Here is a 23502-nt window from a genome sequence, read left to right on the forward strand (position 1 = left end):
GAAAAATATGCTGAATTTCAGGGTTTCAGCGTGTGTAAGCGATTACACTGATGTGATCAGGCTCACTTTTTTCCCGCAAATGGTTTTTTAACATTGATAAAAACAATGATGGATAAACCTGGAGGCTACAATGCCTGGCAATACACACAAAAGCAGAACTTCAAATAAGGCGATGACCTTATTTGTCTGCTTTCTGGCGGCCCTTGCGGGACTGCTGTTCGGTCTGGATATCGGCGTCATCGCCGGTGCTCTGCCGTTTATCGCAAAGGACTTTAACGTCACCCCTCATCAGCAGGAGTGGATCGTCAGTTCCATGATGTTCGGTGCGGCGGTCGGTGCTATCGGCAGCGGCTGGATGTCATCCCGCCTGGGCCGTAAGAAAAGCCTGATGGCCGGTGCGATCCTGTTCGTGATCGGTTCACTCTGGTCAGCAATGTCGCCAAACCCGGAAATGCTGATCAGCGCCCGCGTTCTGCTGGGTCTGGCTGTCGGTATCGCCTCTTATACCGCCCCGCTTTATCTTTCTGAGATCGCACCGGAAAAAATTCGCGGCAGTATGATTTCGCTTTACCAGCTGATGATTACTATCGGTATTCTGGGTGCTTACCTGACCGATACCGCATTCAGCTTTACCGGCAACTGGCGCTGGATGCTGGGTATCATTACGATTCCGGCACTGCTGTTGCTGGTCGGTGTTTTCTTCCTGCCAAACAGCCCACGCTGGCTGGCGGCGCGAGGCAACTTCCGCGATGCACAACGTGTACTGGATCGTCTGCGTGACACCAGCGAGCAGGCAAAACGTGAGCTGGAAGAGATTCGTGAGAGCCTGAAGGTCAAGCAGTCTGGCTGGGGTCTGTTCACCAGCAGCAGCCACTTCCGTCGCGCGGTCTATCTCGGCATCCTGTTGCAGGTGATGCAGCAGTTTACCGGCATGAACGTCATCATGTACTACGCGCCAAAAATCTTTGAAATCGCAGGCTTCACTAACACCACCCAGCAGATGTGGGGCACGGTGATTGTGGGTCTGGTCAACGTTCTGGCAACCTTTATTGCTATTGGTCTGGTGGATCGCTGGGGTCGTAAACCTACCCTGATTCTGGGCTTTATGGTGATGGCAGCCGGTATGGGCGTGCTGGGTACGATGCTGCACTTCGGTATTCACTCAGCAGGCGCACAGTACTTTGCAATCGGTATGCTGCTGATGTTTATCGTTGGCTTTGCCATGTCAGCCGGTCCGTTGATCTGGGTACTCTGTTCCGAAATTCAGCCGCTGAAAGGCCGCGACTTCGGTATCACTGTCTCTACGACCACCAACTGGATCGCAAACATGATCGTGGGTGCAACCTTCCTGACCATGCTGAATACGCTGGGCAATGCGAACACCTTCTGGGTCTACGCACTGCTTAACCTGTTCTTCATTCTGCTGACGCTGATGCTGATTCCTGAGACCAAAAACGTCTCGCTGGAGCACATTGAACGTAATCTGATGGCAGGTAAGAAACTGCGCGACATCGGTTCACGCGACTAACGTTACGTCGTAAAAATCGCGGTAATAAAAAGGCGGGGTTTCCAAAGAAACCCCGCCTTTTTTATAGGTTCAGACAGAGACTATGCAGCGGTGACGTGCGTGACCGGCAGCGGCCGCCGTATACAGCAGAGCGCCAGAGCCATAATAAAAATGGTGGCGGTCTGATTATAGGGCAGTACCGAATCGGTCAGTCCGCAGATAAACAATCCCAGCATCGGCAGCGCAACACCGCGCAGATCGCACTTCTTCAGCACGCCTGCCAGCACGGTCAGATAGAGCAGCGCCAGCGACAGCGCACCCAGCCAGCCCTGCAGCGTCGTCACTTCAAGAAACTCGTTGTGCATGTTGTATTTAACGTTGGTATAGCCCTCAGTATTGTGAGGATAGTGCGCCGTGATGAACTGTCGGGCCTCGGTGGTGCGCGCATCCGGCGTCGCAAAACCGCCATGATGCTCAATAAAATTCATCGCCCCGCCCCAGATAGCCACACGTGCGCCCAGGGAGGTTGAGCTGTTTGAGCCATAGTTCTCGATATCCTGCACACCCTCCACCCAGCGGTTACTGGTCATCAGAATCAGCACAGCCAGCACGCCCACCAGCAAAGCACTAATCCGCCAGTTGGTCAGCAACGACAGCCGATAAGTCTGCACCAGGAACAGCAATCCTGCGGCAATCAGCGCAATCAGGGTCACCCGTGTACCGCACAGGTAAAGCAAGGCAAAGGTCACCGCCAGCACAGCGATATCGGCAATCTTCCAGTATGCGTGCGTCTCAAAGCGGCTCAGCCATAGCCATGCACAGTAGATAAACAGAATCATGTAGGAGGACATCGAGGCCGCTTCGGTGGTGAGTTTGATGCGGATATTCTCGGTATAAAGATGCTCGTGAATACCAAAGCCCAGCGTAATCAACAGTCCCACCAGAATTAACACTTTTCCGATGCGCAGCGTGGTGGCAGAGACCCGATGACCATAAATCGCCAGACTGAGCAGCACAAAGGCGCCCAGTAACAGTCGCTTCGCCCCCAGCAGATAGTTGCCGATATTGGTGATGGCATCTTTTGAAGGCGCGGTTTCGATCCCTTTAGCGTGTATCGCCCAGAAGAGACGGATTAGAGCGAAAATAATCAGTACAGCAAACAGGGCGATATAAAAACCGTTCTCTTTAAAGTCCTCTCGCCTGCGCACCAGGCCATACAACACGGACGCAACGGAAAGATAGGAGACCAGATAGAATATTTTTTGCGGCAGGCCGGTAACAAACATATTCAGTGACAGCGCCAGACAGAGCGCAATAACTGAAAAATTAACCATTAACGTTAATCCATTGCGACTGGTTTTATTCGTCATGCTTAACCTCAGTAAGGCGGTTAAACACACTCATCAGGTGCTTCATATAATTTTCCTCATAAAAACCGGTAATGCTCGCTTTAATAACCTGATGATCAGGAAAGTGAAAATCCCCGCTCATGGTGTTGAGAATAGCGGCCAGTGCCATGCTGTCATTAGTGGGATAGAGCTGACCATTGAGACCATTCTGAATAATTTCTGACGGGCCGCTGATGCAGTCGGATGAGACGCAGTAGACACCACGTGATATCGCCTCCAGCAGAATCAGCGGGAAGCCTTCGAAGTTAGAGGTCATCACCAGGCAGGTGACCTGTTTAATATGGCGGCTGACATACGCCCAGGCGTTCTCCTGCCAGCCATGCCAGGTAATGCGATCCTGAATCCCGAGTTCCGCCACGTAGTGCTGACAGCGCGTCAGATCTTCCCCGTCCCCCACGATCTCCAGCGTCCAGGGCATATCGAGTTTCTGCAAGGCATCAAACAGGTCTTTGAGCTGTTTCTGTCGCTGAAAATGGACGCGACCAATATAGAGAAACTTCAGCGCCTGCGGTCTGCCGATAACCTCATCATTGCGCCTGATGGGGTTATAGATGACATCAACGTCAGAGGCACGGGCGCCTAACTCAACCAGCTGCGCTTTGATTTCATGACTGATAGCAAAATGGTGATCGGCCCGCAGCAGATAATGCGGGCGATATCGTTCGCGCGGTGGCAGGTGCATCCAGCTCGAAAGCACGATTCTGCAGCCTGAAAGCGTAATGGCCCGACGCGTCATCAGACAGGGAATGGTGTTGAGGGTCAGAACATGATCGGGTTGATAGCGACGAAAGAAAGCAGCCATTCTCAGCGTGTGAATAAGATTTTTAATTTTCTTATTCCGCAGCGTGCAGACGCTCTCTGCCAGTACGGCATTGGCGGTCCAGGCGCGGGAGTGGCTCTCCTCTCCGCTGTTAATAATAAACAGCCCCGCTTCCGTTCCGGCTTCCGCATTCAGGGCGGTGATCAACTGACAGGTCACATTTTCCATACCGCCGCGACCGGCCATCAAATCCGTCACCAGCACAATCCGTTGTTTCCTGACGTTATCATTATTTTTCATTGCTTTATCCATGCTCAGTGCCGTTCGCTTTTCATCCATTCACTCGCCAGTGAATGTCTGCAATAGATTATTCTAAAAAAAGCCATAACCCTATTTAATCCAGCAATTTCAGCCAATGGGCCTCGCTATTCCCGACCATCGGCGGGACGGCGTATTGCTTATCCGGAGACAGCTGGCGAAGTATAGACTCTGCGCCGCCCTGTTTGCGGCTAACGTTGAGTTCCTGCGCGGCGGCGATTATTCTGAGCACCATGAAAACACCTCGTCTCCCCATTGCCCTGCAGCAGGCCGTGATGCGCTCACTGCGTCAGTCGCTTGAGCGCGCAAATCAGGCACTGAAAACCGCTTATCCGGAACCGAAACTGCTCTACCAGCAACGCGGAACGGCGGCGGGCACTGCGTGGCTGACCGCCTGGGAAATCCGTATCAATCCGGTGCTGCTGCTGGAAAATCAGCAGGCATTTATCGATGAAGTGGTGCCGCACGAGCTGGCGCATCTGCTGGTCTGGAAGCAGTTTGGTCGCGTCGCACCCCACGGCAAAGAGTGGAAGTGGATGATGGAGAATGTGCTGGGCGTTCCGGCACGACGCACCCATCAGTTTGAGATCGCCTCCGTGCGCAGCACCACTTTCGCTTACCGCTGTCAGTGCCAGCAACATCAGCTGACGGTGCGCCGCCACAATCGTGTGATGCGCAAAGAGAGTGAATATCGCTGTGTGCACTGTGGCAGCCTGCTGGTCGCAGGCGAGTTTATCGCCTCCTGAGAACACTCCCCATTCCGCCCTATTCCACATTCTGTTAACCTGCCGCCCTTTTTCGTATTAGGTAGAAGCTGGAATATGTCTCGCATTTTAAGTCTGGCGGTTGCACTGCTGTTTGCCCCCGCCGCTGACGCCCTCAACCTGAATAACTATCATCAGAATAACTTTCAGCAGGCCAAAACCTTTGCGGCGGCGATCAATGCCGATGCGCCAGGTTCGTTTTATTGCGGCTGTAAAATTCAGTGGCAGGGAAAAAAAGGCACGCCCGATCTCAACAGCTGTGGTTACCAGGTGCGCAAAAACGCGAACCGTGCTGCACGTATTGAGTGGGAACATGTGATGCCGGCATGGGAATTCGGTCATCAGCGCCAGTGCTGGCAGGAGGGAGGTCGCAAAAACTGCAGTAAAGATCCCGACTATCGCCGCATTGAAACTGACCTGCACAATCTGGAACCTGCGGTGGGTGAAGTGAATGGCGACCGTGGCAACTTCGCCTACAGTCAATGGAACGGCAGCGAGAAGCAGTACGGCCAGTGTGAGATGAAGATCGATTTTAAACTCAAACAGGCAGAGCCTCCCGCTCGTGCGCGTGGCGCCATTGCCCGCACCTATTTCTACATGCGCGACCAGTATCATCTGCGCCTTTCGCGCCAGCAGACGCAGCTGTTTACCGCCTGGGACAGGCTCTATCCCGTCACCCAATGGGAGTGCGAACGCGACCAGCGCATTGCAAAGGTTCAGGGCAATCACAATCCTTATGTGCAGCAGGCTTGCCAGCGCTAAAATCCCTGCCCTACACTAGCTCTTTTTCCCATGACGCCGCTGCAGCGCGGCGTCCGGTCTCAGGAATCTTATGCGCATACCTCGCATCTATCACGCCGGGCCCCTGGACATCGGCAGTGAAATTACCCTGGATGAAGATGCATCCAACCATGTAGGCCGCGTGCTCCGGATGACGGCAGGTCAGCGTCTGGAACTCTTTGATGGCACTAATCTGACTTTTGCAGCAGAGATCACGCATGTTGATAAAAAGCGTGTAAAAGTATCCGTCACAGAGAGCCAGCCGGACGATCGCGAGTCGCCTTTACATCTGCATTTAGGTCAGGTGATGTCGCGCGGTGAAAAAATGGAATTCACTATCCAGAAATCGATCGAACTGGGCGTGAATGTCATTACACCCTTGTTTTCCGAGCGCTGTGGCGTAAAGCTTGATGCTGAGCGTCTGGCGAAAAAAATCCAGCAGTGGCAGAAAATTGCGATTGCCGCCTGCGAGCAGTGCGGTCGTAATCGCGTGCCGGAGATTCGTGAAGCGATGACACTGGAAGCCTGGTGTGCGGAAGCTGACAGCGGTTTAAAGCTCAACCTGCATCCCCGCGCCAGCCACAGCATCAACACGCTGCCACAGCCTGTTGAGCGGGTACGCCTGCTGATTGGTCCTGAAGGCGGTTTGTCTGCGGACGAAATTGCGATGACGGCGCAGCACGATTTTACTGACATTTTGCTTGGCCCACGGGTATTACGCACCGAAACTACCGCGCTGACGGCCATTACGGCACTTCAGGTGAGGTTTGGCGACCTGGGTTAAGCGATACTTTCAGCGGTCCTGACTCATCGGCCCACTGCAGACCGAACCAGACGAGGTGGTCAATGCCGCCTCACCGAGGAGATAATAATGATTAAACTTGGCATCGTGATGGACCCTATTTCGTCCATCAATATTAAAAAAGACTCCAGCTTCGCCATGCTGCTGGAAGCACAGCGCCGTGGTTACGAAATTCACTACATGGAGATGCACGATCTCTCCATGCGTGGTGGCGTGGCGTCTGCCCGCACCCGACTGCTGACCGTTGAGCAGAACCCTGAGAACTGGTTCCAGTTCGGCAGCGAGCAGGTGATCCCGCTGGCTGATCTGAACGTGGTGCTGATGCGTAAAGATCCGCCATTCGATACCGAGTTCATCTATGCGACCTACATTCTGGAGCGCGCTGAAGAGCTGGGTACGCTGATCGTGAATAAGCCGCAGAGCCTGCGCGACTGTAACGAAAAGCTCTACACCGCCTGGTTCGCCGAGTTTACGCCGGACACCCTGGTCACCCGCAGCAAAGCGCAGTTGCGTGATTTCTGGCAGGAGCATGGTGATATCATCATGAAGCCGCTGGATGGTATGGGCGGTGCGTCTATTTTCCGCGTGAAGAAAGACGATCCTAACTTTGGCGTGATTACCGAAACCCTGACCGAGCATGAGAGTCGTTTCTGCATGGCGCAGAACTACATTGCGGCAATCAAAGAGGGTGACAAACGCGTGCTGGTGGTGGATGGCGAGCCGGTGCCTTACTGCCTGGCGCGTATTCCGCAGGGCGGTGAAACGCGTGGCAACCTCGCGGCTGGTGGCCGTGGTGAAGCTCGTGCCTTAAGCGAAAGCGACTGGGAAATTGCACGTCGTGTTGGCCCGACGCTGAAAGCAAAAGGACTGATTTTTGTCGGTCTGGACATCATCGGTGATAAACTGACAGAAGTTAACGTGACCAGCCCAACCTGCATACGTGAAATTGAGGCTGCGTTCCCGATCTCCATCACCGGCATGTTGATGGATGCCATTGAGAAACGCCTGGGCTGAGCAAAACGCCGGGGCGAGGCTCCGTGATCAACCCAATACCGGTGCGGTCGTCGCGTGCCGGTTATTTTTTTGGTACATCGTGTGACAATGAATTTACAACATCACTTTTTGATTGCCATGCCTTCATTGCAGGATCCTTTCTTCAAACGTTCCGTAGTCTATATCTGTGAACATAACGAAGAGGGTGCAATGGGGCTGATCATTAATAAACCCATGGAAAACCTGACGGTTGAAGGCATTCTGAAGAAGCTGAAAATCACGGCTGAGGATCGCGATCCGTCGATCAAGCTGGATAAACCGGTGTTTACCGGCGGGCCGCTGGCAGAAGATCGTGGCTTTATCCTGCACTCAGCCCAACGCACGTTTACCTCCAGCATTCGTGTGTCCGATAACACGATCATCACTACGTCACGTGACGTGCTGGAGTCCATCGGCACGGCGTCTCAGCCCACCAATGTGCTGGTCGCGCTGGGTTACTGTGCCTGGGAAAAAGATCAGCTGGAGAATGAGCTGATGGAAAATGCCTGGCTGACGACGCCAGCTAACAGCAACATCCTGTTCCAGACGCCGATTTCAGAGCGCTGGCGCGAAGCGGCGCGCAGTATTGGCGTCGATATTCACAACATGGCCAGCGACGCCGGACACGCCTGATGTCAACTCAAACTCTGTTAGGTTTCGATTTCGGCACCAAAAGTATTGGTGTCGCCGTAGGGCAGCAACTCACTGGCAGCGCCAGACCGCTGACCGCCCTGAAAGCACAGGATGGCATTCCGGACTGGCTGGTGATCGAAAAGCTGCTGAAAGAGTGGCAGCCCGATTTCGTGGTCGTCGGCTTACCGCTCAATATGGATGGCACTGAGCAGCCGTTAACTGACCGCGCGCGTAAATTTGCTAACCGCCTGCACGGTCGCTTTGGCATTCGTGTAGAGCTTCAGGATGAACGACTCAGCACGGTAGAAGCGCGTGCTGGCCTGTTTGAACGTGGTGGTTATCGTGCGCTCAATAAAGGGTCGGTTGATTCACAGTCTGCTGCCATCATTTTGCAGGACTGGTTCGAAAACCATTACTGACCTTCCGGCTTAATCAGCCCGTCAGCCTGACGCCCCAGCCTGCTCTGCTCAAACGTCTGCATACCGGCCTGTGCGCCGGTCTGTAGCATTGCCGGGATCTGGTGCATCTTGCCTTCCCTGATCAGATTCGTGATGCCGGGCGTGGCAATCAGTAGCTCAAACAGTCCGATGCACGACCCCGCAGCAGACGGCACCAGTTTCTGTGCAATCACCGCTTTCAGGCTGCCTGCCAGTTGAGTGCGCACCAGATGCTTCTCCTCCGCCGGGAAGACATCCACCAGCCGATCCACCGCCTGTGCTGCGCCACGTGTGTGCAGTGTTGCCAGCACCAGATGGCCGGTCTCTGCCGCCGTTAGCGCCTGTCTGATCGTGTCGCTGTCGCGCAGTTCGCCCAGCAGAATGACATCAGGATCTTCACGCAGTGCCGCCTTTATCCCCTGCGCGAACGAACTGCAGTGCAGGCCGATTTCGCGCTGCTGAATCAGCGACTGCTGGCTGTGGTGAATAAATTCAATCGGGTCTTCCAGCGTAATGATATGGCGCGCCTGCTGGCCGTTCAGGGCATCGACCAGCGCCGCCAGCGTGGTGGATTTACCGCTGCCCGTGGCGCCGGTCACCAGAATCAGCCCATCCTGCTGCGTCAGTAACGTCGGCACAATAGCAGGCAGTTGCAGGCTCTCCAGCGTCGGGCACACAGAGGCAATAATGCGCAGCGCCAGTGACAGGCCGTTACGCTGCTTAAACAGGTTTGCGCGCAGACGCTGGCCACAGGCCAGGCTCAGGGCGAAATCGAGCTGCCCTGTGCTCGCCAGCTCCTGACGCTGCGGGTCACTGAGCCAGCGGGCCATAAACTGCGCCAACCAGTCAGCAGAGAGCACGGCCTGCTGTGGAATAGCCTCCAGCCGTCCCTGCCGTCGCCAGTAGGGCAAATGTCCGCTGCAAAGGTGCAGATCGGCGGCATTATGCTTTACACTAAGCTCCACCATTTCATCCAGATTCATAATTTCTCCTGACTATGACCTCAATCCAGCAGAACCTACAGCAAGTGCGGCAGCGAATCGCCGCCGCTGCCGCGCAGTGCGGCCGCGCACCAGAAGAAATTACCCTGCTTGCAGTCAGTAAAACCAAACCTGCGAGCGCGGTCGAAGAAGCCTTTGCCGCAGGCCAGATTGGCTTTGGTGAAAATTACGTTCAGGAAGGGGTTGAAAAGGTCCAGGCACTGGCCGCACATCCTGAGCTGGAGTGGCACTTCATCGGTCCGCTGCAGTCCAACAAAAGTCGTCTGGTGGCAGAAAATTTCGCCTGGTGTCACACCATTGACCGCCAGCGTATTGCGCAGCGGCTCAGCGATCAGCGGCCCGCCTCGCTGCCACCGCTGAATGTGTTAATTCAGGTAAATATCAGTGACGAGAACAGCAAATCTGGCATCATGCTGGAGGCCGTTTCCGGGCTGGCGGAGCAGATTGCTGCGCTGCCACAACTGCGGCTGCGGGGATTGATGGCGATTCCGGCTGCGGAGAGCGATTATCAGCGTCAGCTGGCGGTGTGTCAGCAGATGGCGGAAGCCTTCCGGCAGCTGCAACAGCAGTATTCGGATATTGATACGCTTTCACTGGGAATGAGCGATGACATGGAGGCGGCAATCGCCGCAGGCAGTACGATGGTGCGTATCGGCACCGCCATTTTTGGCGCACGAGATTATGCGCACAACTCACAACAATAATAGAGGAACTTCATGTTAACATTGACGTTTTTAGTAAAAACGCTGATCGATCTCTACGTCATGGTGCTGCTGTTACGCATCTGGATGCAGTGGTCCCGCTGCGATTTTTACAATCCAGTGGCACAGTTTGTCGTTAAAGTGACACAGCCAGTTGTTAAGCCACTGCGCCGCATACTGCCGGCTCTGGGGCCGATTGATACTGCTTCACTGCTGCTGGCCTTTGTGCTGACCACGCTGAAATACCCGATTTTATTGCTAATCCAGGTGGGTGTGTTCTCGGTCGATCCGACTAATCTGCTGGTCGGCCTGCTGTCGCTGGTCAAATCCGCCGGCTATCTGGTCTTCTGGGTCATCATCGTACGCTCTCTGATGAGCTGGATTAGCCAGGGTCGGGGTCCTGTCGATTATCTGCTGGTGCAGTTAACCGAGCCGATGATGGCACCGATTCGCCGTATTCTGCCTGCGATGGGCGGCATCGATTTCTCAGCGATGATCGTCATCCTGGTGCTGTATGCCCTGAACTTTCTCGGCATGGACCTGTTCCCGGGTCTCTGGTATCTGCTGTAAATGAATCAAACTGGAACTGTTATGCAAAAAGTTGTCCTCGCAACCGGCAATCCCGGCAAAGTGCGTGAGCTGGCGGAGTTACTCTCCGCCTTTGGTCTGGATATCGTCGCTCAGACTGACCTCGGGGTTGAATCGGCGGATGAAACCGGCCTGACCTTTATTGAGAACGCGATTCTCAAGGCGCGTCACGCGGCACAGATCACCGGATTACCGGCCATTGCCGATGACTCCGGCCTGGCCGTGGATGCGCTGGGCGGCGCGCCTGGCATCTACTCGGCGCGCTACGCCGGTGAAGAGGCCAGCGATCAAGAGAACCTGGAGAAGCTGCTGCAGGCGCTGGAAAATGTGCCTGACGGGCAGCGCCAGGCGCAGTTTCACTGCGTGCTGGTCTATCTGCGTCATGCGGAAGACCCGACCCCGCTGGTGTTCCACGGCAGCTGGCAGGGTGAGATTACCCGCTCCGCCTCTGGCACCGGTGGCTTTGGTTACGACCCGATTTTCTTTGTCCCGGCGCTGGGTAAAACGGCGGCCGAGCTGAGCAAAGCGGAAAAAGGTGCAGTTTCTCACCGGGGTAAAGCATTGACGCTGTTGCTGGAAGCCATGCGTAATGCCTAATCTGCCGCCGTTAAGTCTCTATATCCACATTCCGTGGTGCGTACAGAAATGTCCCTACTGTGATTTTAACTCCCATGCGCTAAAAGATGAGGTGCCGCACGTTGAATACGTACAGCACCTGCTGCGCGATCTGGAGATCGACCTGCCGCTGATCGGTGACCGTGAAGTGCGCACGATCTTCATCGGTGGCGGTACGCCCAGCCTGCTGAGCAGCAGCGCGATGCAGATGCTGATGGATGGCGTGCGGGCGCGTCTGACGCTCTCCCCTGATGCCGAAGTGACCATGGAAGCCAATCCGGGCACCGTGGAAGCGGACCGGTTCAGTGCCTATCAGCGCGCCGGTATTAACCGTATTTCGATTGGCGTGCAAAGTTTCAGCCCGCAAAAGCTGCAGCGTCTTGGCCGCATTCATGGCCCGGAAGAGGCCGTCCGCGCCGCTGAACTGGCGGAGTCTCTGTCGCTGCGGAGCTTTAACCTCGACCTGATGCATGGCCTGCCCGATCAGTCGCTGGAAGAGGCGCTTGATGATTTACGTCAGGCGATTGCGCTGAATCCGCCGCATCTCTCCTGGTATCAGCTCACTATCGAACCCAACACCCTGTTTGGCTCACGCCCGCCGGTGCTGCCGGATGATGATGCGCTGTGGGATATTTTCGAACAGGGCGATCAGCTGCTGCAGGCGGCCGGTTATCAGCAGTATGAGACCTCCGCCTACGCGAAGCCGGGTTATCGCTGTGAACACAACCTCAACTACTGGCGCTTCGGCGACTATCTGGGGATTGGGTGTGGCGCGCACGGCAAGCTGACGCAACCAGATGGCCGCATTGTTCGCACGGTGAAAACCCGTCATCCGCGTGGGTTTATGCAGGGCAACTATCGCGAAAAGCAGTATGAGGTTGCCGATAGCGACAAGCCGTTTGAATATTTTATGAACCGCTTTCGCCTGCTGGAGGCCGCGCCGCGTGACGAATTCAGCCGCTACACCGGCTTGTCAGAGCAGGTGATTCGTCCACAGATGGATGCCGCGATTGCCGCCGGTTACGTGATAGAAACCGCTGAGCAGTGGCAGATCACGGAGAAAGGAAAACTCTTCCTGAACTCGCTGCTGGAGCTGTTTTTAGCGGAAGAATAAGAGAGAAAGGGTAAAAAAACGCCTCAGCCCGGCAGGCTGAGGCGTTTTTTATTTTTTCAGTGCGCCAGTAAGCTGTTTACGCTGGTCTTCCAGCGAAATAACGCGATTACACACCTCGTGACCGAAGTTCTGGAAATCCTGCTCCTGTTTGCTCCACTCAGCCTGAATCGACTGCTGCAAACCGCCAAGATTCCCCATAATCGCCTGCAGCGGATTACTTCCGCCACTGCCCTGCTTACTGCCCATCTCATTCAGACTATCCTGCATCACGCCGCCCAGCGTCGACTGCACCAGCCTTTCACCTTCGGCGCGCACCTGATCAATCGCCTGATGGTGGAACGTCAGTCCGTCTTCACGGTGTTCAATGATGCGATTCATCTGCTGTTTCAGCTGGCCATTCAGTGTGGTCAGGCGATTGCGCACGTTGCTGTCGGTGCCCAGTTTCTCAACGATGACCCGATCCAGTGCTGCCCGCCCTTTCTCCAGACGTGACGTCGCCCCGCTGTCGATCCACGGCAGATCGCGACGCAGCGCGTTCTGATAGTCGATCGCTTTCTGGCGGTCAGCATTATCCAGCGTGACCTTCTGTCCATTGAACTGCACGTCGCCCTGCGGCGAGATTTCCATATTGCCGTTGGCACCGACCACCTGCACACTCTGTGGTCTGATGACCACATCGTCCTGAGGCTTAACGCTGCATTCATAGGCTGCCTGAGCCTGAGTTGCTGCTACCAGCAACACAGCAAGAAGCGTTTTACGCATCATATCTACTCCCTAAGATCGGGTCTGAAACCCTCTGATCGGGCCTCAGCCCGACACGGTGTGACGACTTAGTCCCACCAGACGTCAAAGAGTTCAGTCATCTGCACGTCCTGCAGCTTGCGGTCTTCCAGCCATTTGCGAACCAGTGCACGATGTTCATCAGTACATTTACCGGTTTTCTGCAGGCAAACCAGACCTTCCCACACCAGGTAACCGCTGCCATCGAAAGCCAGACCGTTAGGATCGATCGCTTCGTTGATGAACTGGTTCAGCGTCTCATCAATTTCGCTTTCGCTGGTGCCTTCCGGGAAACGCCAGGCAACCGAGAAGCCCAGTTCCTGAAATTCATCGATGTGCAGTTTTTTACGTAAACGGCGGCTGCGTTGTGTGGCCATTATTTCACCCTCTCAAACATTAAATCCCATACGCCGTGGCCTAAACGCTGCCCGCGCTGCTCAAACTTGGTCAGTGGACGCGTCTCAGGACGCGGCACGTAATTCTGTTGTTCTGACTGGTTGCGGTAGCCAGAAATGCTGTTCATCACTTCCAGCATATGTTCCGCGTAGGCTTCCCAGTCGGTCGCCATGTGGAAAACGCCGCCCAGCTTCAGTTTACGCATCACCAGCTCGGCGAAAGGCACCTGAACGATACGGCGTTTATTGTGGCGCGCTTTATGCCATGGATCGGGGAAGAAAAGCTGAACCATACGCAGTGAGTTATCCGGAATCATCTTCTCCAGCACTTCCACCGCGTCATGACACATTACCCGCAGGTTCTGCACATCGGCTTCTTTCGCGGAAGCCAGACAGGCACCTACGCCTGGCGCATGCACTTCAATACCCAGGAAGTTCTGATGCGGCGTGTTCTGCGCCATAGTGACCAGCGAGGCACCCATGCCAAAGCCAATCTCCAGCGTCACCGGGGCTTCGCGGCCAAACAACGCGGGCAGATCGACAGGCTCCGGCTGATATTCCACCCCCATGATCGGCCACAGGGTGTCCAGCGCCTGCTGCTGGCCTTTTGTTAAGCGACCCTGGCGGCGCACAAAGCTACGGATCCGGCGCAATGGCCGCCCGTTCTCATCAAATTCTGGGGTGATGACGTCATTAATCATGTAAAAGCCTGCTGGTTAGCCTGTTCCGGGAAACGGGCATTATGCAAAGTTCATAAGCAGAAGCAAGCCTTTGCAATCTTCCGGTTTACACCCAGGTGCGCATGTGCTGGAATTCCTGCCTGAGTGTAGAGTAAACACGGAAAATTTCCTTCTTATGATGCAAGCGCCGCAGTTCGCGCAACAGGTGCTGGACTGGTATCAGCGCTTTGGTCGCAAAACCCTGCCGTGGCAGCTGGAGAAAACGCCTTATAAGGTGTGGCTCTCTGAAGTGATGCTACAGCAAACCCAGGTTGCCACGGTAATCCCCTATTTTGAACGCTTTATGGCGCGCTTCCCCACGGTTACCGATCTGGCTGCGGCACCCCTTGATGAGGTGCTGCATCTCTGGACCGGGCTCGGCTACTATGCCCGTGCGCGTAATCTGCATAAAGCCGCAAAGCAGATCGTTGAAGTGCATCAGGGCGAGTTCCCACGTAATTTTGATGATGTCTCTGCCCTGCCCGGCGTTGGCCGCTCCACGGCCGGCGCAATCCTGTCGCTGTCGCTGGGCCAGCACTTCCCGATTCTGGATGGCAACGTCAAGCGTGTGCTGGCTCGCTGCTATGCCATTGGCGGCTGGCCGGGTAAAAAAGAGGTCGAAAAGCGTCTCTGGCAGATCAGTGAAGAGGTCACCCCTGCCGAGGGCGTCAGCCAGTTTAATCAGGCAATGATGGATCTGGGTGCTCTCGTCTGTACCCGATCGAAGCCGAAGTGTGAAATCTGTCCGCTGAACAGCGGCTGTGAGGCGTACGCCAGCAGCAGCTGGGCGAGCTATCCCGGCAAGAAACCTAAGCAGGTGCTGCCGGAACGCAGCGGCTGGTTCCTGATGATGCAGGATGGCGATGATGTCTGGCTGGAGCAGCGTCCGCCTGTGGGCCTGTGGGGCGGTCTGTTCTGCTTCCCGCAGTTCACCACCGAAACGGCGCTCACCGACTGGCTGACGGCGCGTGGCATCCATGCAAAACCGCAGCAGCTAACCGCGTTTCGTCACACCTTCAGCCATTTCCATCTTGATATCGTGCCAATGTGGCTGTCATGGCCTTCTGCCGGGGCGGCGATGGATGAAGCAGGCGGTCTCTGGTATAACTTAGCGCTGCCACCATCTGTGGGATTAGCTGCACCCGTTGAGCGCCTGTTACACGAGCTGCGCCATCCCCGACAACTGGCTTTGGACAGTTGTGAGATTAATGAGGAAGAGTAATGAGCCGCACCATTTTTTGTACTTTTTTACAGCGCGACGCGGAAGGTCAGGATTTTCAGCTCTATCCGGGCGACCTGGGTAAGCGTATTTACAACGACATCTCCAAAGAAGCCTGGCAGAAGTGGATGGCGAAACAGACCATGTTGATCAACGAGAAAAAGCTCAACATGATGAATCCCGAAGATCGTAAAGTGCTGGAGAAGGAGATGTTCAATTTCCTGTTCGAAGGTAAAGACGTTCATATCGAAGGCTATACACCGCCAGAAGCGTAAACATTCCGGGCCTCATCACTGAGGCCGGTTATCCAGGTCAGGCTTGCATTCCCAATGAATAAAAAATTAATCGCCCTGCTGGTGATAGCACCACTTCTGGTTTCCTGCTCCGGGTCAAAGAAGCAGCAGACCCACGAGGAGTGGGTAAAAGATACCAACGCCTTTGATATTCTGATGGGGCAGTTTGCTCACAATATTGAGAATATCTGGGGTATCAATGAGGTCCTGATCGCCGGACCAAAAGATTACGTCAAATATAGCGACAACTATTACACCCGCAGCCACATCAACTTTGAAAGCGGTAAGCTGACCATCGAGACGATTTCTGGCACCGATCCGATGGCAAGTCTGCGTCAGGCGATCGTGACCACGCTGTTGATTGGTGAAGATCCGGGCAATGTCGATCTCTATTCTGACGCCAACGACATCGAGATCAGTAAAGAGCCACTGCTCTATGGTCAGGTGCTGGATAACACCGGTCAGCCGATTCGCTGGCAGGGCCGCGCGGAAGCTTTTGCTGACTATCTGATCCAGAATAAGTTGATGCGTCGCACTTCGGGTCTGCATGTGATTTACAGCATTTCGATTCCGATGGTGCCGAACCACCTGGACAAACGTGCGCACAAATACCTGCCGATGGTGCGTAAAGCTTCCGAACAGTATGGTGTCGATGCTTCGTTGATCCTGGCGATTATGCAGACCGAGTCGAGCTTTAACCCCTACGCCGTAAGCCACTCTGATGCGCTGGGTCTGATGCAGGTGGTGCAGCACACCGCCGGTGTTGACGTCTTCCGCATGAAGGGTAAATGGGGCAAGCCGAGTCGCAGTTATCTGCTGGATCCAGAGAACAATATCGATGCCGGTACGGCTTATCTGTCGCTGTTGCAGCGCAGCTATCTGGGCGGCATTCAGGATCCGGTATCACGTCGCTATGCGGTGATCACCGCCTATAACGGCGGCGCAGGCAGCGTGTTGCGCGTCTTCTCCAGCGATAAAGATCGGGCGTTTTCGATGATCAACGGTATGTCATCCAGCAAGGTTTACTCGACCCTGGCGAACCAGCACCCGTCGGCGGAGTCGCGTCGTTATCTGTATAAGGTGAGTACTGCGCAGAAGAGTTATCGGGGATTCTGATCGGCCCGCTGAAGCGGGGTTGTTGTTCGCTGCGCGAACGGGCTATGAGTTTCGCTTTGCAGCGAGCTGGCACTGAGTGGGTTCCGACCGCCAGGCCGATGGTTCGCTGCGCGAACAGGCGCTGAGAAGTTTTCGTTCGCCTGGTATGCTGGGCAGTTTCAGTCACGCCTCTGCAGGCGACCAACAAGGGGGCGCCAGTCGCCGCGCCCCCTTGACCCCGGGCTCCGGCCTGCTTCACCGCCGCTTCGCGGTCCCTTCGCTTCTTCAGGATTTCTCACGGACCGTCGGGACGCGCCATCCCTGGCGCGAACCCGCCTCTTCGCGACATCCCTGTCGCTCGTCCTGAAATCCCTCATCCGCTCAGCGGTTCTGACGGCCTCCCCAACCCCTCGCTGTTATCTCTTCTTTCTGTGTGGGGTATCTCATCGTTTTACGTTTCCGGAACTGTCCTTGGACAGCAGACAACGCAGCAACAAAAAACATAAAAATTTTGCAGGCGGGGGGTTTGGGAGAGGCGTCCGAAGCGCTGAGGAACAACCGGAGGCCAGGATGAGCCGACAGGACGTCGGCGAAAGGACGGAACGAGCCAGGGATGGCGAGTCCGGACGGTCCGTCGGCCGCAGGGCGTGACGAAGGCACCCCGCAAAGCGGGGCGCGCAGGCAGCCGGACGCCGGGATTGTTAAGGGGCGGGCGTACGCCCCTTAACACGTCCGCCTGTTCAAGCGAACTGAAACTCCCTCACGCCTGGCGGGCGGAACCCGCTCAGTGCCAGCTCGCTGCCAGGCGAACGAAAACTTCTCAGCGCCCGTTCGCGCAGCGAACAACTTCAGCTTTAGCGCTGCACCACACGAACAAAAAGGCCCGGCGGGCCGCTACCCGCCTCTGCCCCCGCTCAGATCAGCGCTCCACTATCATATTCGCCACCAGATACTTCTGCCCCTGGTCATCCTCTTCGGTGTAAACGCCCTGCAGCTCAGGCGAGAAGCCCGGCAGCAGATTAAGCCCCTCTTCCAGCGCCAGGAAATAACGCTGCACCGCGCCACCCCAGACTTCCCCTGGCACAACACACAGCACGCCCGGAGGATAAGGCAGCGCGCCTTCAGCAGCGACACGCCCGGCTGCATCGGCGATGGGGACCAACTCCACTTCGCCGCGAATATAAGCCTGATGCGCATCCTGCGGATTGACCCTCACTGGCGGGAACTCCGCAGCGCGGAACATCAGACGCTGCAGATCCTTAACGTTGTGACTGACGTAGAGATCGTGCATCTCCTGACAGAGGCGACGCAGAGTATAGCCAGCATAGCGTTGCGCATTCTTGCGATAAATCGTCGGCAGCACTTCGGCCAGCGGCGCATCCTCTTTTACATGCTGCTCAAACTGCGCCAGCATCGCCACCAGATTCGCCATCTTCTCCGGACTTTCAGCCGGGGTGAGCAGGAACAGGATCGAGTTGAGATCGCACTTCTCCGGCACAATGCCGTTCTCACGCAGGTAGTTAGCCAGAATGGTCGCGGGGATCCCAAAATCACTGTATTCGCCGCTGGCAGCATCGATGCCCGGCGTGGTTAGCAATAGTTTGCAGGGATCGACCCGATATTGATCGCGGGCGTAACCCGCAAAGCCGTGCCACTTCGACTGAGGTTCAAAGCTGAAATAGCGCAGATCGCGGGCGATCGTTTCAGTGGGCGCATCCTGCCAGCGCTGACTATCTACCATCTCCGGCACAAACGGCAGGATCATTTCACAGCGGTCCAGGATCGCTTTACGTGCATCAATGCCCACCATGACGCACTCATCCCACATGCGACGCCCCGCTTCGCCCTGATGCATTCTGGCGTTGATATCGAGCGCGGCAAACAGCGGATAGAACGGGCTGGTTGATGCATGCAGCATAAAAGCGTTATTCAGTCGCTTGTGCGGGCAGAAACGCCGCTGTCCGCGAATGTGATTATCTTTTTTGTGGATCTGCGAGGTTTGAGAAAAACCTGCCAGCTGCTTATGCACAGACTGCGTGACAAAGATGCCGGGATCGTTCTCATTCAGCTCCAGGGTCAGCGGTGAACAGCCTTCCATCAATGGAATAAACTGCTCATAGCCAAGCCATGCGGAGTCAAACAGGATGTAATCACACAGATGACCAATACGATCTACGACCTGACGCGCGTTGTAGACTGTGCCGTCGTAGGTGCCCAGCTGAATGATCGCCAGACGGAAAGGCCGCGCCTCTGTCGCGCGCTCTGGTGCCACTGTCGCTATCTGCTCGCGCAGATAGGCTTCATCGAAACAGTGCGCGTCAATGCCGCCGATAAAACCGAAGGGGTTACGTGCCGCTTCAAGATAAACCGGGGTCGCGCCCGCCTGAATCAATGCGCCATGATGATTAGACTTATGATTGTTGCGGTCAAACAGCACCAGATCGCCGCGGGTCAGCAGCGCATTGGTCACTACTTTATTGGCGCTGGAGGTGCCGTTAAGCACAAAGTAAGTTTTGTCGGCGTTAAACACCTTTGCTGCATACTTCTGCGCATCTTTAGCTGAGCCTTCGTGGATCAGCAGATCGCCCAGTTTGACGTCGGCGTTGCACATATCAGAACGGAAAACATTCTCGCCGTAAAAGTCATAAAACTGTTTACCCGCCGGATGCTTTTTAAAGAACGCGCCGCCCTGATGGCCGGGACAGGCAAAGGTGCTGTTCTGCATGTCGACATAGCGGGTCAGCGTCTCGAAAAAGGGTGGCAATAGCTCAGCTTCATACGCCTGCGCAGCCGCTTCCAGCGCTATCCACTCCTGCGGCTCGCCATTCAGCTCACCGCTGACGCCGGGCAGATGCATCACCTCTTCTTCAAACGCATTTGCGACAAACACCGGCAGATTAAAGCCGGTGTGACGCAGCAGCGCCAGCACACCGCTACGGGTATCTGCCAGCGAAACGACAACCGCTGCCACATCAGTAAAGTCGGTGTTATCCAGCGTCACTACGTCACGCGCGGTGTTCAGGGTCAGACTGGGCGCAACAGCGGCGCTGGCAGCAATTTTCAGTGGAGTCATAACAGAATCCCTAACGTCAGGGAGGAAGTGCCTGAGGCACAATCATGGGGACAGCGCCCCGGCGAATTATTAACAGAAAGGCATTACGCAGCCCATGGAGAAAAGCCCCACAACCGCGGCCTGGCTGGCCTCACCGCATGAGAAAAAACGAAGCGTTCGGCAATGTGGAAAACACGATGTGCGCCGGAAAAAGCGAACGGTAATCCGGGCGAATGCGCGGTGAACCGGACATGGCGACGTCCTCTGTGATGAAGAAGCAGGGTCAAAAAGTGGCGGTCATAATGTCATCTTTTTTATACGTGAACAACCCGACCCGGACAATTATTCAGTCACACTGCAAAAATGTAACAACATGATTTTTATAGCCTATTTATCATAAAAACTTCATAATACGACTAATTATCTGAATTATATGCAAATTTATGCATCAACCTCTACACTCCTGTCAGCACGCTTTTCCGCGCCAGCCACCCGCTTCACCTGGCGAGGTGGCCATTGCCCTACCGCATTACTGCTGTCAAGCGTAAACTGATCCCTCTTTCCCACTCTGCCGGAGGCTGCATGTTCAAGGCACTGGTCATTGAAAATGACGAACAAGGTTACCGTTCCCTGCTGAAAGATCTCCCCGAATCTCAACTGCCCGACCACGATGTCACACTCGACGTCAGCTACTCATCCCTGAACTACAAAGATGCCCTGGCTATCTGCAACAAAGGCCCGATAGTGCGCCAGTTCCCGATGGTGCCAGGTATCGACTTTGTGGGGCGTGTGACCGCCAGCCGCCATCCCGACTGGAAAGAGGATGATGTGGCGCTGCTGACGGGCTGGGGCGTGGGCGAAAAACAGTGGGGTGGCCTGGCGCAGAAAGCCAGCGTCAGCGGCGACTGGCTGGTCCGTGTGCCCGCTGCGCTGAGTCCGCTGCAAACCATGGCCATTGGTACAGCGGGACTGACCGCGATGCTCTGTGTGATGGCGCTGGAAAAACAGGGCATCACACCGGAACGCGGACCGGTGCTGGTGACCGGGGCCAGTGGTGGCGTCGGCAGCTACAGCGTCAGCCTGCTGGCGCGTCTGGGCTATGAGGTAGTTGCGTCGAGCGGACGCACCAGCGACCCTGCGTATCTGATCGAGACGCTGGGCGCGGCATCGGTCATTGACCGTGAAGCGCTTTCCCAGCCTGGCAAACCGCTGGCAAAAGAGCGCTGGGCCTCCGCGATAGACAGCGTCGGCAGCCATACTCTGGCGAATGTGCTGGCCGCTACGCAGCGTGACGGTGCAGTTGCCGCCTGCGGTATGGCGCAGGGACTCGATCTTCCAGCCAGCGTTGCTCCCTTTATTTTGCGTGGCGTGACGCTGGCCGGTGTCGATAGCGTGATGTGTCCGAAGCCGCTTCGTGAGCAGGCGTGGCAGCGACTCGGTGAGTTGATGGACAGCGACAGGCTCAGCAAGCTGAGTCGCGTCATCCCGCTAAGTGAAGCCAGAGAAGGCGCGCAGGCATTGCTGGAGGGCAATGTGCAGGGTCGCCTGATTGTCGACTGCCGCTAACTGTTTTTAAAGGCGCGCACTTAGCGCCTTTATCTATTAGCTCGTTAGCCTTTTGACCAGTCCTTCCAGTGCGAACTGCGTGCCCTGTTCCATCACCGATTTTGGATCGCCGCTGAACTGATGGCACTCCGCCTCGACCCTGCCGTCGGGCAACACCCAGCCAAACCAGAGGGTGCCTGCTGGTGTGCCATCTTCACCGCCACCCGGTCCGGCATAGCCGGTGATCGATAATCCCACCGGTTCACCAGAGCGGGCGCAGGCTCCCTGCACCATCTCCCGCGCCGTTTGCTCACTCACCGCCGTGTGCTGTTTCAGCGTTTCGGGCTTTACGCCCAGCAGACGGATTTTGGCATTTTCGCTGTAGGTTACGAAACCACTGGTGTAGAAGTCGCCGCTATTTTCCACGGCAGCCAGCGTAATGCTGATCAACCCGGCAGTACAGGATTCCGCGGTCGCCAGATGAAGTCCGGAGGAAAGTAAAATGTTACCCAGTTGCTCAGCGGTTTGATCTAATGATTTTGCCATCATGGTCTCCTTAAGGCTGTCCTGAACTCCAGGTATAGCGCAAAATCAGCGAACATAAGTTCGCAAGCCAATGTTTTTAAAACGAAACGGTCAGAGTTAACAACAGAATAGCGGGCGACTTACGCTTCACCTGTCTCCCCTCAGAAACAAATGCTGAAAACAGTGTTGCCCCATTTTATGTCTCTCTGAGAGTGGCGGGTAACGCCTGTTAAAGCTTAAGCGGTTTAGTCAATCTCCTAAAACGAGGTGACACAGGCGCGAATCACCTGATTAGTTGTTAGTATTCACTCCCTTGCTTGCTGGAATAACAATAATGGCGCGGCATAAAGCCATAAAAAGCTGCTCAGCATGCTGATCAAGCGAGGCGCGTACCCGATAAAATGCAATTAAAAGCCGTTTTCTAAAGCTTTATGAATTCATAAATAACCACAGCGCACACTTTTTTAACCCGAATGCACTGGCATTTATCAACACGTAAAGGAATAGAGTTATGGCGCAAAAACCTGTGGTTGTTATTCACTACTGTATGCAATGCAACTGGCTGATGCGGTCAACGTGGATGGCACAGGAACTTCTGCACACTTTCGCTGAGGATCTGGCGGAGGTCACGCTGAAACCGGGCACCGGCGGTATCTTTGAGATTACGCTGGATGAGCATCTGCTGTGGGAGCGTAAGCGTGATGGTGGCTTCCCGGATGCGACCACGCTGAAACAGCGCGTACGTGACATCTGTTTCCCGGACCGTACCCTGGGCCACATTGACAAGAACAAAACCGAAATCAGCTAATTAACTGTGCGTGATTTTTTTAGCCGCGTCCTGCAGCGCCTTAATCAGCGTCTGCAGCGCGGCTTCTGAGATATCTTCCTGCGCCAGCCGCCGGTTTAGGGCGACCTTCAATCCATGAATGGCCTGCTCAACAGCAGGAATGCTGCGATTATTGACCAGGATAGCCAGCGTCGAGAGCCGCGTAATAAGGCTGCTCACCGTTTCTTTGCTTTCTGCCAGTTGGGCCTCTCCCACTGCCGTCAGGCGGTACGCTTTTCGTGTTGCCTGCGCATCCACCACCTCAATCGCCTCCATCTCTTCCAGCAGCGTCAGATTGGGATAGATGATGCCCGGACTGGGGGAATACTCTCCCTTCGACAGCTCCTCAACCGATTTGATCAGCTCATAGCCGTGCGCTGCATTCTGCGCCAGAAAATGAAGCATCAGCAGGCGAATCTCACTTGCCTCAAGCATCTTTTCACGTCGTTTGCGTCGGCCGCTGCAACTCCCTGCAGGCGCCGTCTGATCGTCAGATGATGTGGAATTCGGATACTGTTTCATGGCCTGCCCTGCGGGGAAAAAGTCGGATTGATGGTAGTCCGCCACCAGGCAAAACTCAATTGTCAGAACC

26 protein-coding genes are annotated in these 23502 nt (G+C 55.4%); 16 read left to right on the forward strand and 10 right to left on the reverse strand.

Annotated elements, in window-relative coordinates; translation table 11 throughout:
- The first annotated feature begins 130 nt into the window (after positions 1-130).
- Positions 131-1528 (forward strand): sugar porter family MFS transporter, encoded by a 1398-nt coding sequence (locus P2R09_RS20295; protein ID WP_003853371.1) that lies wholly within the window; start codon positions 131-133, stop codon positions 1526-1528.
- A gap of 80 nt (positions 1529-1608) precedes the next feature.
- Here the strand turns inward: P2R09_RS20295 and P2R09_RS20300 are convergent, their stop codons facing one another.
- Genes P2R09_RS20300 through P2R09_RS20310 form a run of 3 tightly spaced genes read right to left on the reverse strand, consistent with a single transcriptional unit; the run spans position 1609 to position 4229 of the window.
- Positions 1609-2877 carry an O-antigen ligase family protein gene (locus tag P2R09_RS20300; protein ID WP_275772349.1) on the reverse strand — a complete coding sequence of 423 codons (1269 nt, stop codon included), beginning with the start codon at positions 2875-2877 and terminating at the stop codon, positions 1609-1611.
- Positions 2867-4015: a glycosyltransferase gene (locus P2R09_RS20305; RefSeq protein ID WP_275772351.1), complete on the reverse strand. Its 1149-nt coding sequence runs from the start codon at positions 4013-4015 to the stop codon at positions 2867-2869. The genes P2R09_RS20300 and P2R09_RS20305 overlap by 11 nt, the downstream gene beginning before the upstream one ends.
- 55 nt (positions 4016-4070) lie before the next feature.
- Positions 4071-4229 (reverse strand): hypothetical protein, encoded by a 159-nt coding sequence (locus P2R09_RS20310; RefSeq protein ID WP_275772353.1) that lies wholly within the window; start codon positions 4227-4229, stop codon positions 4071-4073.
- Here P2R09_RS20310 and P2R09_RS20315 point away from each other — a divergent pair.
- The 6 genes from P2R09_RS20315 (at position 4228) to ruvX (ending at position 8424) form a co-directional block, all read left to right on the forward strand.
- Complete coding sequence (locus P2R09_RS20315; protein ID WP_275772355.1) at positions 4228-4740, forward strand: SprT family zinc-dependent metalloprotease; 513 nt, start codon at positions 4228-4230, stop codon at positions 4738-4740. The two genes, P2R09_RS20310 and P2R09_RS20315, sit on opposite strands and share 2 nt — an antisense overlap.
- A gap of 75 nt (positions 4741-4815) precedes the next feature.
- Positions 4816-5520: a deoxyribonuclease I gene (gene endA / locus P2R09_RS20320; protein WP_275772357.1), complete on the forward strand. Its 705-nt coding sequence runs from the start codon at positions 4816-4818 to the stop codon at positions 5518-5520.
- A 70-nt stretch (positions 5521-5590) separates the two neighbouring features.
- Complete coding sequence (gene rsmE / locus P2R09_RS20325) at positions 5591-6322, forward strand: 16S rRNA (uracil(1498)-N(3))-methyltransferase (protein ID WP_179898512.1); 732 nt, start codon at positions 5591-5593, stop codon at positions 6320-6322.
- Between the two features lie 87 nt (positions 6323-6409).
- Entirely contained in the window at positions 6410-7354 is a 945-nt protein-coding gene (gene gshB, locus P2R09_RS20330; RefSeq protein WP_003853383.1) for a glutathione synthase, read from the forward strand.
- Between the two features lie 87 nt (positions 7355-7441).
- The gene (locus tag P2R09_RS20335) at positions 7442-8005 is read left to right on the forward strand and encodes a YqgE/AlgH family protein (protein ID WP_275772362.1); all 564 of its coding nucleotides are present in this window, start codon (positions 7442-7444) and stop codon (positions 8003-8005) included.
- A complete protein-coding gene (gene ruvX, locus P2R09_RS20340) occupies positions 8005-8424 on the forward strand; it encodes a Holliday junction resolvase RuvX (RefSeq protein ID WP_003853387.1) in 420 nt (139 codons plus the stop codon). The genes P2R09_RS20335 and ruvX overlap by 1 nt, the downstream gene beginning before the upstream one ends.
- On the opposite strand, the gene P2R09_RS20345 is transcribed toward ruvX, so the two are convergent.
- Positions 8418-9425: a type IV pilus twitching motility protein PilT gene (locus tag P2R09_RS20345; protein WP_275772365.1), complete on the reverse strand. Its 1008-nt coding sequence runs from the start codon at positions 9423-9425 to the stop codon at positions 8418-8420. The genes ruvX and P2R09_RS20345 overlap by 7 nt on opposite strands.
- A gap of 14 nt (positions 9426-9439) precedes the next feature.
- Between P2R09_RS20345 and P2R09_RS20350 the strand changes: the two genes are divergently transcribed.
- The 4 genes from P2R09_RS20350 to hemW are packed head-to-tail and all read left to right on the forward strand — an operon-like array spanning position 9440 to position 12461.
- Entirely contained in the window at positions 9440-10147 is a 708-nt protein-coding gene (locus P2R09_RS20350) for a YggS family pyridoxal phosphate-dependent enzyme (RefSeq protein WP_008925687.1), read from the forward strand.
- Positions 10148-10159: 12 nt separating this feature from the next.
- Positions 10160-10714, forward strand: coding sequence for a YggT family protein (locus P2R09_RS20355; RefSeq protein WP_003853395.1), 555 nt, complete (start codon positions 10160-10162; stop codon positions 10712-10714).
- 21 nt (positions 10715-10735) lie between these two features.
- On the forward strand, positions 10736-11329 hold the full coding sequence (locus P2R09_RS20360) for an XTP/dITP diphosphatase (RefSeq protein WP_275772369.1): 594 nt from the start codon (positions 10736-10738) through the stop codon (positions 11327-11329).
- Complete coding sequence (gene hemW / locus P2R09_RS20365) at positions 11322-12461, forward strand: radical SAM family heme chaperone HemW (RefSeq protein WP_275772371.1); 1140 nt, start codon at positions 11322-11324, stop codon at positions 12459-12461. The genes P2R09_RS20360 and hemW overlap by 8 nt, the downstream gene beginning before the upstream one ends.
- Before the next feature lie 48 nt (positions 12462-12509).
- On the opposite strand, the gene P2R09_RS20370 is transcribed toward hemW, so the two are convergent.
- The 3 genes from P2R09_RS20370 to trmB form a co-directional block, all read right to left on the reverse strand.
- Positions 12510-13226: a DUF2884 domain-containing protein gene (locus P2R09_RS20370; RefSeq protein WP_275772373.1), complete on the reverse strand. Its 717-nt coding sequence runs from the start codon at positions 13224-13226 to the stop codon at positions 12510-12512.
- A 65-nt stretch (positions 13227-13291) separates the two neighbouring features.
- The gene (locus P2R09_RS20375) at positions 13292-13618 is read right to left on the reverse strand and encodes a YggL family protein (protein ID WP_003853403.1); all 327 of its coding nucleotides are present in this window, start codon (positions 13616-13618) and stop codon (positions 13292-13294) included.
- The gene (trmB, locus tag P2R09_RS20380; RefSeq protein WP_008925689.1) at positions 13618-14337 is read right to left on the reverse strand and encodes a tRNA (guanosine(46)-N7)-methyltransferase TrmB; all 720 of its coding nucleotides are present in this window, start codon (positions 14335-14337) and stop codon (positions 13618-13620) included. The genes P2R09_RS20375 and trmB overlap by 1 nt, the downstream gene beginning before the upstream one ends.
- A 154-nt stretch (positions 14338-14491) precedes the next feature.
- Here trmB and mutY point away from each other — a divergent pair, with 154 nt between their 5' ends.
- Genes mutY through mltC form a run of 3 tightly spaced genes read left to right on the forward strand, consistent with a single transcriptional unit; the run spans position 14492 to position 16983 of the window.
- Positions 14492-15577, forward strand: a complete 1086-nt coding sequence (gene mutY / locus P2R09_RS20385; RefSeq protein WP_003853407.1) for an A/G-specific adenine glycosylase — start codon at positions 14492-14494, stop codon at positions 15575-15577.
- Entirely contained in the window at positions 15577-15849 is a 273-nt protein-coding gene (locus tag P2R09_RS20390; protein WP_275772376.1) for an oxidative damage protection protein, read from the forward strand. Before mutY ends, P2R09_RS20390 begins: the two co-directional genes overlap by 1 nt.
- Before the next feature lie 54 nt (positions 15850-15903).
- On the forward strand, positions 15904-16983 hold the full coding sequence (mltC, locus tag P2R09_RS20395) for a membrane-bound lytic murein transglycosylase MltC (protein ID WP_003853410.1): 1080 nt from the start codon (positions 15904-15906) through the stop codon (positions 16981-16983).
- An 898-nt stretch (positions 16984-17881) separates the two neighbouring features.
- Here the strand turns inward: mltC and P2R09_RS20400 are convergent.
- Positions 17882-20035 carry an ornithine decarboxylase gene (locus tag P2R09_RS20400; protein WP_275772379.1) on the reverse strand — a complete coding sequence of 718 codons (2154 nt, stop codon included), beginning with the start codon at positions 20033-20035 and terminating at the stop codon, positions 17882-17884.
- 561 nt (positions 20036-20596) lie between these two features.
- Between P2R09_RS20400 and P2R09_RS20405 the strand changes: the two genes are divergently transcribed.
- Positions 20597-21580: an MDR family oxidoreductase gene (locus tag P2R09_RS20405; RefSeq protein ID WP_275772381.1), complete on the forward strand. Its 984-nt coding sequence runs from the start codon at positions 20597-20599 to the stop codon at positions 21578-21580.
- A gap of 36 nt (positions 21581-21616) precedes the next feature.
- On the opposite strand, the gene P2R09_RS20410 is transcribed toward P2R09_RS20405, so the two are convergent.
- Positions 21617-22105, reverse strand: coding sequence for a CinA family protein (locus P2R09_RS20410; protein WP_275772822.1), 489 nt, complete (start codon positions 22103-22105; stop codon positions 21617-21619).
- Between the two features lie 490 nt (positions 22106-22595).
- Between P2R09_RS20410 and P2R09_RS20415 the strand changes: the two genes are divergently transcribed.
- Entirely contained in the window at positions 22596-22892 is a 297-nt protein-coding gene (locus P2R09_RS20415) for a SelT/SelW/SelH family protein (protein WP_275772383.1), read from the forward strand.
- Here the strand turns inward: P2R09_RS20415 and P2R09_RS20420 are convergent, their stop codons facing one another.
- Positions 22893-23432 carry a PadR family transcriptional regulator gene (locus tag P2R09_RS20420; protein WP_275772385.1) on the reverse strand — a complete coding sequence of 180 codons (540 nt, stop codon included), beginning with the start codon at positions 23430-23432 and terminating at the stop codon, positions 22893-22895.
- Between the last annotated feature and the right edge of the window lie 70 nt (positions 23433-23502).

Origin of the sequence: Pantoea sp. Cr_R13, assembly GCF_029222565.1 — a bacterium.
GTDB lineage: Bacteria > Pseudomonadota > Gammaproteobacteria > Enterobacterales > Enterobacteriaceae > Pantoea > Pantoea eucalypti.